Origin of the sequence: Klebsiella sp. 141162, assembly GCF_050600755.1 — a bacterium.
In the GTDB taxonomy this organism is placed as follows: Bacteria; Pseudomonadota; Gammaproteobacteria; order Enterobacterales; family Enterobacteriaceae; genus Klebsiella; species Klebsiella aerogenes.
Genome location: NZ_JAQIRI010000002.1, coordinates 576,408 through 588,915 on the forward strand (window position 1 = coordinate 576,408; position 12,508 = coordinate 588,915).

A 12,508-nucleotide genomic window follows, 5' to 3' on the forward strand; every position below is an offset into this window, starting at 1 on the left:
ATGACGCCGCAAGATATCGTCGCTCCCCAACCAGTCGAATCTGAAGTGATTATCGAAACCCGCGGCCTTTCGCGCATTTATCCCGGCGTGACCGCGCTGGATAACGTGAATTACCGGGTCTATCGAAATAAGGTTAACGTTCTGATCGGAGAAAATGGTGCGGGTAAATCCACCATGATGAAAATGCTTGCCGGCGTGGAAACGCCCTCCTCCGGTCAAATTATTCTCGATGGCGAAGCGGTGACTTTAAACTCTACCCACCAGGCAGAGAAATTAGGCATCAGCATTATTTTCCAGGAACTGAATTTATTCCCCAATATGAATGTGATGGACAACATATTCATGGCTAATGAATTCTTTCAGAAAGGACGCATCAACGAAAAATATCAATATGCGTTAGCCAAATCGCTACTGGAGCGGCTGGAGCTCGACGTCGATCCCTACACGCAGCTGGGCGAACTGGGGATTGGCCATCAACAGCTGGTTGAAATCGCCCGCGCGCTATCGAAAGACACCCGCGTGCTGATTATGGATGAACCCACCTCGGCGCTGAGCCAGTCAGAAGTCAAAGTGCTGTTTAAGGTTATCGAGCAGCTTAAGCGCCGCGGCGTCACCATTATCTACATTTCGCATCGCCTCGAAGAGCTGATGGAGATTGGCGACAACATCACCATTTTCCGCGACGGCCGCTTTATCAGCGAGCGTAACGTCAGCGACGCCAGCGTGCCGTGGATCATCGAGCAGATGGTCGGCGACAAGAAAAAGCACTTTGATTATCAGCCCGCGCCAAAAGGCAACGCGGTGCTTGAGGTCAAGGGGCTGACCGCGCTGCATCCGAGCGGCGGCTACAAACTCAATGATGTCACCTTCACCCTCAGCAGGGGCGAAGTGATCGGTATTTACGGCCTGCTGGGCGCCGGGCGCACCGAGCTGTTTAAAGGGCTGGTCGGCCTGATGCCCTGCCAGAGCGGCGAGGTACATCTTAACGGCGAAAGCATCGGTAAATCTCGCTTTCAACATCGCCTGAAAAAGGGGCTGGCGCTGGTGCCGGAAGACCGCCAGGGCGAAGGCGTGGTGCAGATGATGTCGATTCAATCCAACATGACGCTCTCTGATTTTAGCCTGCAGGGTTTCCGCCGCGCCTGGCGGTGGCTGAATCCGCAGAAAGAAGAGTCCTGCGTAAAAGAGATGATTCAGCAACTGGCGATCAAAGTAAGCGACGCCAATTTACCCATCACCTCGCTGAGCGGCGGCAACCAACAAAAAGTGGTGCTGGGTAAGGCGCTGATGACCCAGCCGCAGGTGGTGTTCCTTGATGAACCGACGCGCGGCATCGACGTCGGCGCGAAAACCGACGTCTATCACCTGATCGGCAAAATGGCCCAGCAGGGGCTGGCGGTCATGTTCTCCTCTTCGGAGCTGGATGAAGTGATGGCGCTGGCCGACCGCATCCTGGTGATGGCCGATGGCCGCATTACCGCCGATTTACCGCGCCATGCGGTGACCCGCGAAAAGTTAATCGCGGCTTCAACACCTCAAGATTAATCAGGCTGGAATCCATCATGAACCAGAAATATATGATTTATATGTACCTGCTGAAGGCCAGAACCTTCATCGCCCTGCTGCTGTTGATCGCATTCTTCAGCGTGATGGTACCGAACTTCCTGACCGCCTCTAACCTGCTGATCATGACCCAGCACGTGGCGATTACCGGCCTGTTGGCCATCGGTATGACGCTGGTGATCCTCACCGGCGGCATTGACCTGTCCGTCGGCGCGGTGGCAGGTATCTGCGGGATGGTCGCGGGCGCGCTGCTGACCAACGGGCTACCGCTATGGAACGGCGATATCATCTTCTTTAACGTCCCGGAGGTCATCCTTTGCGTCGCGGTCTTCGGCGTGCTGGTAGGGCTGGTTAACGGCGCGGTGATTACCCGCTTCGGCGTCGCGCCGTTCATCTGCACCTTAGGGATGATGTACGTCGCCCGCGGCTCGGCCCTGCTGTTTAACAACGGCAGCACCTACCCGAACCTCAACGGCATGGAAGCGCTGGGCAATACCGGTTTCGCCACGCTGGGCTCCGGTACGCTGCTTGGCGTTTATCTGCCGATCTGGTTGATGATCGGCTTCCTGGTACTGGGCTACTGGCTGACGACCAAAACGCCGCTTGGTCGCTACATCTACGCTATCGGCGGCAACGAATCCGCCGCTCGCCTCGCCGGCGTACCGATCGTCAAAGCCAAAATTTTCGTCTACGCCTTCTCCGGCCTGTGCGCCGCCTTCGTCGGCTTGATCGTCGCCTCTCAGCTACAAACCGCCCACCCGATGACCGGCAACATGTTTGAGATGGACGCCATCGGCGCCACCGTGCTCGGCGGAACCGCGCTGGCAGGAGGCCGCGGTCGGGTGACCGGCTCGATTATCGGCGCCTTCGTGATCGTCTTCCTCGCCGACGGCATGGTGATGATGGGAGTTAGCGACTTCTGGCAGATGGTCATTAAGGGCCTGGTGATCGTCACCGCCGTTGTCGTCGACCAGTTCCAGCAGAAGCTGCAGAACAAAGTCATTCTGATGCGCCGCCACGAAGAGAAGCTGGCCGCGATCCCGCCGAACGGCGCCACCTCCAGCTAATCGCAACCGTATTCACGTATTCCGCCGGGCCCGGCGCCCGGCTTATCGAAAGGGAAAAAATATGCAACGAGATTTCCATAATAAAACGGTAGTTATCACCGGCGCTTGCCGCGGCATCGGCGCAGGTATTGCGGAGCGCTTTGCCCGCGACGGCGCTAATCTGGTGATGGTCTCCAACGCCGAGCGCGTTCACGAGACCGCCGAAACCCTGCGTCAGCGCTATCAGGCGGATATTTTATCGCTGCAGGTCGATGTGACCGACGAAGCGCAGGTACAGTCGCTGTATGAGCAGGCCGCCGCGCGCTTCGGCGCCATTGACGTCTCCATTCAGAACGCCGGGGTGATCACCATCGATTACTACGATCGGATGCCAAAGGCCGATTTTGAAAAAGTGCTCGCGGTTAACACCACCGGCGTGTGGCTGTGCTGCCGCGAGGCCGCTAAATATATGGTGAAACAGAACCACGGCAGCCTGATTAATACCTCTTCCGGCCAGGGGCGTCAGGGCTTTATCTACACGCCGCACTACGCCGCCAGCAAAATGGGCGTGATCGGTATTACCCAAAGCCTGGCGCACGAACTGGCGCCGTGGAACATCACCGTCAACGCCTTCTGCCCCGGCATCATTGAGAGTGAAATGTGGGATTACAACGATCGCGTGTGGGGAGAAATTCTCAGCACCGAGCAGAAGCGCTACGGCAAGGGCGAACTGATGGCGGAATGGGTCGAAGGGATCCCGATGAAGCGTGCCGGTAAGCCGGAAGACGTGGCCGGGCTGGTGGCCTTCCTCGCCTCCGACGACGCACGCTACCTCACCGGGCAGACCATTAATATCGATGGCGGTTTAATTATGTCGTAATCCCCCGAGGTTAGCGGGCCCTATCGCCCGAATAAGGCATCCCGCATTGGCGCCACCACTCCGGGACGGCCCCCGGTGGCGCTTTGCTTACCGGGGCTACGTAATACCGCCGAAGGGTAGCCCGGATAAGGCGCTACGCTCCGCCATCCGGGAAACCGGGACCCTGACGTTCGACACTATACTGAAGAGAGTAATCACTATGATCGGCAAAGACTTTGCACAGCAGCTGTTTAACCTGCAGGAGCGCGTCGCTTTCGTGACCGGCGCCGGCAGCGGCATCGGCCAAACCATCGCCTGCGCGCTCGCCAGCGCCGGCGCGCGGGTGGTCTGTTTTGATCTTCGCGACGACGGCGGCCTGGCGGAAACGGTCGGCCATATTGAATCCATCGGCGGCCAGGCCTGTTCTTATACCGGCGATGTCCGCCAGCTTGCCGACCTGCGCGCCGCCGTTGCGCTGGCCAAAAGCCGCTTTGGCCGCCTCGATATCGCCGTTAACGCCGCCGGTATCGCCAACGCCAATCCGGCCCTGGAGATGGAAAGCGAGCAGTGGCAGCGGGTTATCGACATCAACCTCACCGGCGTATGGAACTCCTGCAAAGCAGAAGCGGAATTGATGCTCGAGTCTGGCGGCGGGTCGATTATTAATATCGCCTCGATGTCGGGGATTATCGTTAACCGTGGCCTCGATCAGGCGCATTACAACTGTTCGAAAGCCGGCGTTATCCACCTGTCGAAAAGCCTGGCCATGGAGTGGGTTGATAAAGGGATCCGCGTCAACGCCATCAGCCCCGGCTATACCGCCACGCCGATGAATACCCGCCCGGAGATGGTGCATCAGACCCGCGAGTTTGAAAGCCAGACCCCGATGCAGCGCATGGCGAAGGTTGAAGAGATGGCCGGCCCGGCGCTATTCCTCGCCAGCGACGCCGCCTCATTCTGCACCGGCGTCGATCTGGTGGTCGATGGCGGGTTTATCTGCTGGTAAAACCGGTCTTGCCCCGGCTAACGATGCCTAAGCCGGGGCTATTTCATTCCACTCTTGCACGTCTACGCAGAGCACATGACGGATCATGAAGATGGCTCATGCCGTATTGAAATTAACTCTCTTTCACTCACTCAATGACTCTGGCAAAAATAGTCTTCAGCAACTGCAGACAATATGAATGCTACTGAATAATAAATCCAGATAAATCGCAAGGTCATTCTGGGAATGTGAAATACCTGCATTTTTATATCAGAACCCAGGGTGGAAAGAGACGATGACAGACTTTACCTTTACGATTAAACGCAGTCGTTTTGATGAACACTATAACCCGGCGAAAAATACGCGTATTACCACCAATTTTGCCAACCTGGCGCGGGGCGAAAACCGTCAGCAGAACCTGCGCAACACGCTGACGATGATTGATAATCGCTTTAATAACCTGGTGCAGTGGGATAATCCGCACGGCGACCGTTATTCCGTCGAACTCGATATTATCTCAGTCGAGATGAATATTACCGCTAACGGCCAGAATGCGGCATTCCCGGTGATTGAGATTCTGCAAACCAATATTATCGATAAAGCCACCAATACGCGTAGCGAAGGCATTGTAGGAAATAACTTTTCCTCTTATGTGCGCGATTATGATTTTAGCGTATTACTGCCGGAATATAATAAAGACAAGGCAACCTTCAGCGTGCCGGAAGATTATGGCGTTCTGCATGGCAATATCTTCAAGCACTTCACGCACTCTGCCGAATACCATGAATGTTTTAAAAAATCGCCGGTCATCTGCCTGAGCGTATCCAATAAGCATACTTACCGCCGGACCGGTAATCAGCACCCTATTCTCGGCGTCGAATACCAGCAGGATGGCGTGGCCCTCACCGAAGCCTATTTCAATAAGATGGGCCTGCAGGTGCGTTACTTTATGCCGGCCAATAGCGTAGCGCCGCTGGCCTTCTTCTGCGCGGGGGATCTGCTTAGCGATTACAGCAACCTTGAGCTTGCTAGTACCATTAGCACCATGGAAACGTTCCAGAAGATTTATCGCCCGGAAATTTACAACGCCAACTCCGCGGCCGGGCAGTGCTATCAGCCGAACCTGAATAATCAGGATCATTCGTTTACCCGGATTGTCTATGACCGCGAAGAGCGCAGCCGCCTGGCGATTGAACAGGGCAAATTTACCGAACAACAGTTTATTAAGCCGTACCAGCATATTCTTGAGCAATGGTCAGCTCATTACGCTCTCTAAATCATAAAAAATAAAGGTCACCTGTATGAAAACATTGCTCCCGACATCCACCGCAGGCAGTTTACCGAAACCGACCTGGCTGGCGCAGCCCGAAACGCTGTGGTCGCCGTGGAAATTACAGAATGAAGAGTTAGTATTGGGCAAACGCGATGCGCTGCGTTTATCGCTCGACGATCAGCTGCGCGCAGGCATTGATATCGTCAGCGATGGCGAGCAGACGCGTCAGCACTTTGTCACCACCTTTATTGAACATCTCAGCGGCGTCGATTTTGAGAAACGGCAAACGGTGAGAATTCGCAACCGCTATGACGCCAGCGTGCCGACCGTCGTCAGCGCCGTCGAGCGCCAGCAGCCGGTGTTTGTCGAAGATGCGAAATATCTGCGTCAACTCACCAACAAACCGATTAAATGGGCCCTGCCGGGGCCAATGACCATGATCGATACGCTGTATGACGATCACTATAAAAGCCGTGAAAAGCTGGCATGGGAATTTGCCAAAATTCTCAACCAGGAAGCCCGGGAATTAGAAGCCGCCGGGGTAGATATTATTCAGTTTGATGAACCCGCCTTTAACGTCTTCTTTGATGAAGTCAATGAATGGGGGATCGCCGCGCTGGAAAAAGCCGTTGAAGGGCTGAAATGCGAAACCGCCGTACATATCTGCTATGGCTACGGCATTAAGGCCAATACCGACTGGAAAAAAACGCTCGGCTCCGAATGGCGCCAGTATGAAGAGGCGTTCCCGAAACTGCAGACCTCTTCTATCGATATTATTTCGCTGGAGTGCCACAACTCCCGCGTACCGATGGACCTGCTGGAGCTCATCCGCGGTAAGAAAGTGATGGTCGGAGCAATCGATGTGGCGACCAACGCCATTGAGACGCCAGAAGAGGTGGCCAGCACGCTGCGTAAAGCCCTGCAGTTCGTCGACGCCGACAAGCTCTATCCATCAACCAACTGCGGCATGGCGCCGTTATCGCGTCAGGTCGCCAGCGGTAAGCTGCATGCGCTAAGCGCCGGGGCGGAAATCATTCGCCGGGAGCTGGCGGCGAAATAGTATTCACCGATTTCTACTCTCTGATACTAAAATAGTAGCCGGGTCTACCCGGTTGCTGTTATTTATCCCCACAAGGTTATCATCTCTGTCTTAACTCCTGATGATAATAATCTAACTTACTGTACTTCGGATTAGCCCGATAGTAGATCACGGGCACCTCTTTTCCCACATAAACCTTATCGAGATCCACCGAATTAATAGTCATAAACTGATTGGCCTTGCTATAAATTTTACCTCCGACACTAAAGCTATACGTTAATACAATACTCACCTCGCCACGATCGTTCGGTGTTTTAGGATAATAAGAGACGATACTAGCGCGAGTCGCTACGGGATCCCTTTTAATCAGCCAGTAGAAGAAAAAACCTCGGGCAAAGCAGAAGACAACCGCAGCCATCAAGGCATAGAAGGGCCCACGAATGATGATCCCTGAATATTTTTCCATTATATTTCTCATGTAATGATTGTTAATAGTGCGGTCTGCAAAGACAATAAATTATACTCCAGCCTATTACCATTGATCTCAAAATGCGCCCCGCCGCCGCGAAACTTAAACACCACGGGATTAGTTTCGTATTTTAATCCTTTGACGCTAATTTCTGTTAGGGCCAGCGCGGTATCATTAAGTTTGACCGACATCGCCGCCGCTTTATATTCAAAATAATCCGGGCACTGGAGGTCAATTTTCTTTTCTCCTCGCAATATCATGGTATCAGGGGTCGATATCTCGATATCACCGGTAGTCACTTTTTGGGCCCAACCTCCAGCTACGGTTGTTGTTAATCCGCCGATGATGGTATTTTTACGCCCGCCGCTACGGACTATTAATTCATCGCCGTCGTGGATTTCAACGTGCCGTCCTCCCGCGGAAACCTTCAGCCACATGCTGCCATCTTCCAGGGTCAGGTACCGATCGCCGATGTTTATTGTCGTGCAGGCAGTACCATTAATGGTGGTCGTCACATCACCGTTAATCTGTGAAAAATCGCCACCGTCGGTGATGGCCAGTTTTCTCCCCTTCGCGATTGTCTTGGTTTCACCCTGGTTAAAAATGGATTCTTCTGCTTTTTCAACCCTGGTGGTACGCCTGGACAGATAAGTAAAAACGGCGTCATCCATCACTTCATGGGTCTGCGTTTTGCCTATTTTTGTGAGATAGTGGCCATCAATAGCCGCAGTTTTATCGTTCTCTACTGAAATATTCATATCTCTTTCAGCGTGTAAATCAACCGATTCGCTGCCCGCCCGATCTTCGAAGAAAAGATAGCTCGCATTATCTTTATGCCCATCTTTGCTACGGGTCATAAACCCCATCCGCGTGGCCTCGTTCGGTAGCGCCCACGGCGGTAAACTAGATTCGTTATAAACGCGCCCGATAATTATTGGGCGGTCGGGATCGCCGTTAATAAAGTCAACGATCACTTCATCATTGACCCTCGGGATCTGTATCCCGCCAAACCCCTGTCCTGCCCAGACGCTCGATACGCGTACCCAACAGGAACTGCTATCGTCGTTATTTCCTTCTCGATCCCAGTGGAATTTCATTTTGACGCGCCCATATTTATCGGTCCAGATACTCTCAGCCCGAGGGCCCACCACTCTTGCTGTCTGCGGACCATAGGTACGCGGCCAGGGTGTCGCCAGTGGCGGACGGAAGACGGTAGACGACGGGATCACGACAAAATCAATGCGCTGAATGGCCTGATTATCAGCACCACTGGCGTAACGATTTTCCTCGAATTCATAATGCGCCTGGATGGTAAGATATTCGCCATTGTCGCCAAAGAACGGCGCGTTGCTTAATTGAAATCGCGCGCCAGGCACAATGCCCGGCGCCGTCGAGGTAGCGTTAATTTTATGCTGTTCCACCTGCCAGCGCTGTTGACGAAGACGGGCGTAGTTTGCCCCCTGTTCATGCTCCACAAAGCGACCAGGCCAGTCATAAACATCAATTTTTCCCGGCCGTGGGGAGAGCGGATTTTGTCGCGCCTGCAGCAACCAGGCATTCGGTTTACGAAAATCATAATCATCAAGGCTATATAGCCCCGGAGTGACGTTATCCTGCATCGCCCAGCGTGAGATGCCCTCGGCCGGCGTACTTCCACGCAATGATGTGTACTGGTAGGGAATGTCTTCATAACCAGTAATCGAATGATAACTTTCAGCGGCATCAACCAGAACCAGCGTATGCTTATCACGATCGTGGCGAAAATAATAAGCAATACCTTCGTGCTCCATTAAGCGGCTGATAAAATCAAAACTACTTTCCTGATATTGAACACAGTAATCCCAGACACGATATTGTTCCAGCAGCGCATCTTCAACATTTACCTGGTGTTCAGCCAATAGCATGACCACAATCTGCGGAACTGTTTTTTCCTGAAAGATGCGCGAATTACGATCGCGCTGCATCGGCCATAAATCTGATTCAAGCGTCAGCGAATAAGCCGCATATCGTTTCCCTGACAGCTCTATCGCCCCCACGCCAATCCCAGTGACTTTGCCATTAAAATATCGCGGTTCTAACGCGTTTTTTACTGGAACAGCAACCGTAACCGACTCTCCCAGCAAGGTGCTACGATCGATACGCGCATCCGTCGCCAGCAACACGGCTTCAAAAGAAAATGGCGTTGAAATTGCTGCATCTCCAGACAATTTCCAGAAAGAAAGTCCGTCAATCGGAAGCTCAACAGATATACGGTTAAATATCGTTGTCGCCCCTGGAAGCAATCCTGGAGGACTCATTATTTCATTCCATTATTTGCAAATAATGATATTTAAGCGTAGATATCCCCCCATGACTATATGACAACCAGTAATAACACAAATAAAACATTTTAATTAAGCACAAATAGTACATTAAATAGCTATTTAATAATTAAAGCTGTAAATTGACAATGTATTAGATTGCAAGAAAAGGGCGTCATTTATTACATGACGCCCTGGTAAAAGCGGGTTTACATTCCAGGGAAGGTGACGCTATTCCCCGGCGCTTCCCTGTGTAGATGAATAAAGTTCAGGTGCCGCTCATACTGGTCAAGAATATCGGTGATCACCTGCTCTTTGCTGTAATCCATCAGGTCGTTACCCTGGCTTCCTTCCAGCAGGAAAGTCTCAAGACGGTAGTAGGTCGATTTGCCGCTGCGCGCCCGGTAGGTAAAACCGGGAATCGAGTACTGCTGCGGCCAAATCTGGTAGACGAAGTTCTGTTCGTCGCCCATATGCACCAGCAGATCGAGGTGACCAAGGTTATCCCCCTCTTCCGGCGGCAGGCTTTTCAGCTCAACGTAAGCGCCGCGCAGCTTCAGCTCCTGCGCCACCTCTTCCATCGCCGGGAAGCATACCGTCTCCATCATCTGGCGGGTATAGCGCGTGCCGGGATAGTTCATCAGGCGTGACAGGCGCTTTTTCCAGCTCAGACGATCCTGCACGCCAAGCGGGCGCGGCGCGGTATCACGATTGGCGCTTTCACGGCGATAATCCTCCACCTTCAATGACTTATATAACCCCGCCATCACGAAGAAAATCACAAAGCTGAACGGTAGCCCCATGATCACCGTCGCGTTCTGTAGGGCGGAGATGCCGTTAGTCATCAGCATACCGAGGGTCAACAGGCCAATCACCACCGACCAGAAGATGCGCAGCCAGTTCGGCGCATCGCTATTAATATCCTTCAGCTTCGAAGTGAAGTTGCCGAGCACCAGCGCGCCGGAGTCCGCTGAGGTGACGTAAAACAGCAGGCCGGTAATGGTGGCGACCGAGGCGCTAAAGGTAAACGCCGGATACTGCGCCAGCAGGTTATAGAAACCGCGCTCCGGGTGAGCGATGGCTTCGGCGGCAAAATCCGCATTGCCGTGAATAATTTCATACAGCGCGCTATTGCCGAATACCGACAGCCACAGCAAGGTGAAAGTGAACGGAATAATCAGCGTACCTACCACAAACTGGCGAATGGTGCGCCCGCGCGAAATACGCGCCAGGAACAAGCCGACAAACGGCGACCATGCCACCCACCAGGCCCAGAAGAATAACGTCCAGTTATTCATCCATTCCACCGGGCGGTCGAAGGCGAAGCTGTTCAGCGTCATTCCCATAAAGCGATTGACGTAATCCCCGACGTTCAACACCAGCGCATTGAGCAGGAACTCGGTATCGCCCATAAACAGAATGAATAAGATCAGCCCCAGCGCCAGTACCACGTTGAGCTCGGAAAGGATACGAATGCCCTTATCCACGCCGGAGGTCACCGAAATGGTGGCGATAATCACCGACAATACAATCAGCGCCGCCTTTGCCCCCAATGAATCAGGAATATGGAACAGCACGCTCAGGCCATAATTGAGCTGCACCACGCCGATACCGAGGGTGGTGGCGATACCGAAAATCGTACCGATCACCGCGGCGATATCGACGCTGTGGCCGATGGGGCCATTAATCTTTTTCCCGAAGATAGGATAGAGCGCGGAGCGGATGGTAAGCGGCAAATTATAACGATAGCTAAAGTATCCCAGCGCCATTCCCATCAGGGCGTACATCGACCAGCCGGTGAGCCCGTAGTGGAATAGCGTCCACACCATCGCCTGGCGGGCGGCTTCCATGGTCTGCCCCGCCCCTTCCGGCGGCTGCATATACTGCGTGACCGGTTCGGCGACCGAGAAGAACATCAGGTCGATGCCGATCCCGGCGGCAAACAGCATCGCCGCCCAGCTCAGCACGCTAAACTCCGGCTTCGAGTGCTCCGGCCCCAGTTTCACCGAGCCAAAGCGGGAACAGGCAATACAGACGACGAACACGATATACAGCGTGGCGGCGAGTAAATAATACCAGCCGAAGGTTTTAGAAACCCAGTTCAGGGTACGGCCAATCCAGGCCGCGGAAAAATCGCTGAAGAAGATAGTCATCAGGGAAAACAACAAAATCAGTCCTGCGGAAGTGTAAAAAACCACCGGATTGATTTTGTCCTTTTCTCTGCTCGGCGAAAGGTCTGTCATCCATTCTCCTTACATTTATTGCAACTATTAAAAAGCAAATCGGTAACAATTAAGACACATTTTATATTGAACGTCCAATCAAAAACCGCTTTAATAGATAAACAAATCTGATGAATGGAGTCCGGGAAATGCCAAAACTGGGGATGCAATCGATACGTCAGCGACAGCTGATTGACGCTACGCTGGCGGCGATTAATGAGGTCGGCATGCATGACGCCACCATCGCGCAGATCGCCCGCCGGGCGGGCGTATCGACGGGCATCATCAGCCACTATTTCAAGGACAAAAACGGCCTGCTGGAGGCGACGATGCGCGACATCACCGGCCAGCTACGTCATGCGGTGTTACAGCGGCTGCGGGCGCTACCCGGCGCCAGCGCTGAACGGCGTCTGCGGGCCATCGTCGCCGGCAATTTCGACGACAGCCAGATAAGCAGCGCGGCGATGAAGGCCTGGCTTGCCTTCTGGGCCAGCAGTATGCACCAGCCGATGCTCTACCGCCTGCAGCAGGTCAGCAGTAAGCGTTTGTTATCGAATATCGTCTATGAGTTTCAGCGCCAGCTACCGCGCGAGCAGGCGCAGGAAGCGGGCTATGGCCTGGCGGCGCTGATCGATGGCCTGTGGCTGCGGGCGGCGTTAAGCGGTAAACCGCTCGACAAAGCCCGCGCTGAGGCGCTCGCGGACCATTTCATCAGGCAGTATCTGCCACCGACTTCGCAATAATGGAGGAAA

10 protein-coding genes are annotated in these 12,508 nt (G+C 53.6%); 7 read left to right on the forward strand and 3 right to left on the reverse strand.

Annotated elements, in window-relative coordinates; all coding sequences use genetic code 11:
- From PGR23_RS10335 to PGR23_RS10360, 6 genes are all read left to right on the forward strand, one after another.
- A complete protein-coding gene (locus PGR23_RS10335) occupies positions 1 to 1,545 on the forward strand; it encodes a sugar ABC transporter ATP-binding protein (protein ID WP_047049387.1) in 1,545 nt (514 codons plus the stop codon).
- A 17-nt stretch (positions 1,546 to 1,562) separates the two neighbouring features.
- The gene (locus tag PGR23_RS10340) at positions 1,563 to 2,630 is read left to right on the forward strand and encodes an ABC transporter permease (protein ID WP_430915624.1); all 1,068 of its coding nucleotides are present in this window, start codon (positions 1,563 to 1,565) and stop codon (positions 2,628 to 2,630) included.
- 61 nt (positions 2,631 to 2,691) lie between these two features.
- Positions 2,692 to 3,489, forward strand: coding sequence for an SDR family oxidoreductase (locus PGR23_RS10345; protein WP_020079384.1), 798 nt, complete (start codon positions 2,692 to 2,694; stop codon positions 3,487 to 3,489).
- A 199-nt stretch (positions 3,490 to 3,688) separates the two neighbouring features.
- Complete coding sequence (locus PGR23_RS10350) at positions 3,689 to 4,474, forward strand: SDR family oxidoreductase (protein ID WP_047049390.1); 786 nt, start codon at positions 3,689 to 3,691, stop codon at positions 4,472 to 4,474.
- Between the two features lie 274 nt (positions 4,475 to 4,748).
- Positions 4,749 to 5,729, forward strand: coding sequence for a DUF1852 domain-containing protein (locus tag PGR23_RS10355; RefSeq protein WP_047049391.1), 981 nt, complete (start codon positions 4,749 to 4,751; stop codon positions 5,727 to 5,729).
- Between the two features lie 25 nt (positions 5,730 to 5,754).
- Entirely contained in the window at positions 5,755 to 6,786 is a 1,032-nt protein-coding gene (locus PGR23_RS10360) for a methionine synthase (protein WP_047049395.1), read from the forward strand.
- A gap of 79 nt (positions 6,787 to 6,865) precedes the next feature.
- On the opposite strand, the gene PGR23_RS10365 is transcribed toward PGR23_RS10360, so the two are convergent.
- From PGR23_RS10365 to betT, 3 genes are all read right to left on the reverse strand, one after another.
- A complete protein-coding gene (locus PGR23_RS10365) occupies positions 6,866 to 7,231 on the reverse strand; it encodes a hypothetical protein (RefSeq protein WP_047049397.1) in 366 nt (121 codons plus the stop codon).
- Between the two features lie 8 nt (positions 7,232 to 7,239).
- Positions 7,240 to 9,531 (reverse strand): type VI secretion system Vgr family protein, encoded by a 2,292-nt coding sequence (locus tag PGR23_RS10370; protein WP_226473719.1) that lies wholly within the window; start codon positions 9,529 to 9,531, stop codon positions 7,240 to 7,242.
- 212 nt (positions 9,532 to 9,743) lie between these two features.
- Positions 9,744 to 11,777, reverse strand: coding sequence for a choline BCCT transporter BetT (gene betT, locus PGR23_RS10375; protein WP_015704693.1), 2,034 nt, complete (start codon positions 11,775 to 11,777; stop codon positions 9,744 to 9,746).
- Between the two features lie 128 nt (positions 11,778 to 11,905).
- Here betT and betI point away from each other — a divergent pair, with 128 nt between their 5' ends.
- Positions 11,906 to 12,499, forward strand: coding sequence for a transcriptional regulator BetI (betI, locus tag PGR23_RS10380; RefSeq protein ID WP_213797384.1), 594 nt, complete (start codon positions 11,906 to 11,908; stop codon positions 12,497 to 12,499).
- Positions 12,500 to 12,508 lie beyond the last annotated feature (9 nt).

What these genes read in the sequence shown, in the direction of transcription:
- PGR23_RS10360 (WP_047049395.1), top strand. Translation starts at nt 5,755, where the DNA reads ATGAAAACATTGCTCCCGACATCCACCGCAGGCAGTTTACCGAAACCG.
- betI (WP_213797384.1), top strand. Translation starts at nt 11,906, where the DNA reads ATGCCAAAACTGGGGATGCAATCGATACGTCAGCGACAGCTGATTGAC.
- PGR23_RS10350 (WP_047049390.1), top strand. Translation starts at nt 3,689, where the DNA reads ATGATCGGCAAAGACTTTGCACAGCAGCTGTTTAACCTGCAGGAGCGC.
- PGR23_RS10355 (WP_047049391.1), top strand. Translation starts at nt 4,749, where the DNA reads ATGACAGACTTTACCTTTACGATTAAACGCAGTCGTTTTGATGAACAC.
- PGR23_RS10335 (WP_047049387.1), top strand. Translation starts at nt 1, where the DNA reads ATGACGCCGCAAGATATCGTCGCTCCCCAACCAGTCGAATCTGAAGTG.
- betT (WP_015704693.1), bottom strand. Translation starts at nt 11,777, where the DNA reads ATGACAGACCTTTCGCCGAGCAGAGAAAAGGACAAAATCAATCCGGTG.
- PGR23_RS10365 (WP_047049397.1), bottom strand. Translation starts at nt 7,231, where the DNA reads ATGGAAAAATATTCAGGGATCATCATTCGTGGGCCCTTCTATGCCTTG.
- PGR23_RS10370 (WP_226473719.1), bottom strand. Translation starts at nt 9,531, where the DNA reads ATGAGTCCTCCAGGATTGCTTCCAGGGGCGACAACGATATTTAACCGT.
- PGR23_RS10340 (WP_430915624.1), top strand. Translation starts at nt 1,563, where the DNA reads ATGAACCAGAAATATATGATTTATATGTACCTGCTGAAGGCCAGAACC.
- PGR23_RS10345 (WP_020079384.1), top strand. Translation starts at nt 2,692, where the DNA reads ATGCAACGAGATTTCCATAATAAAACGGTAGTTATCACCGGCGCTTGC.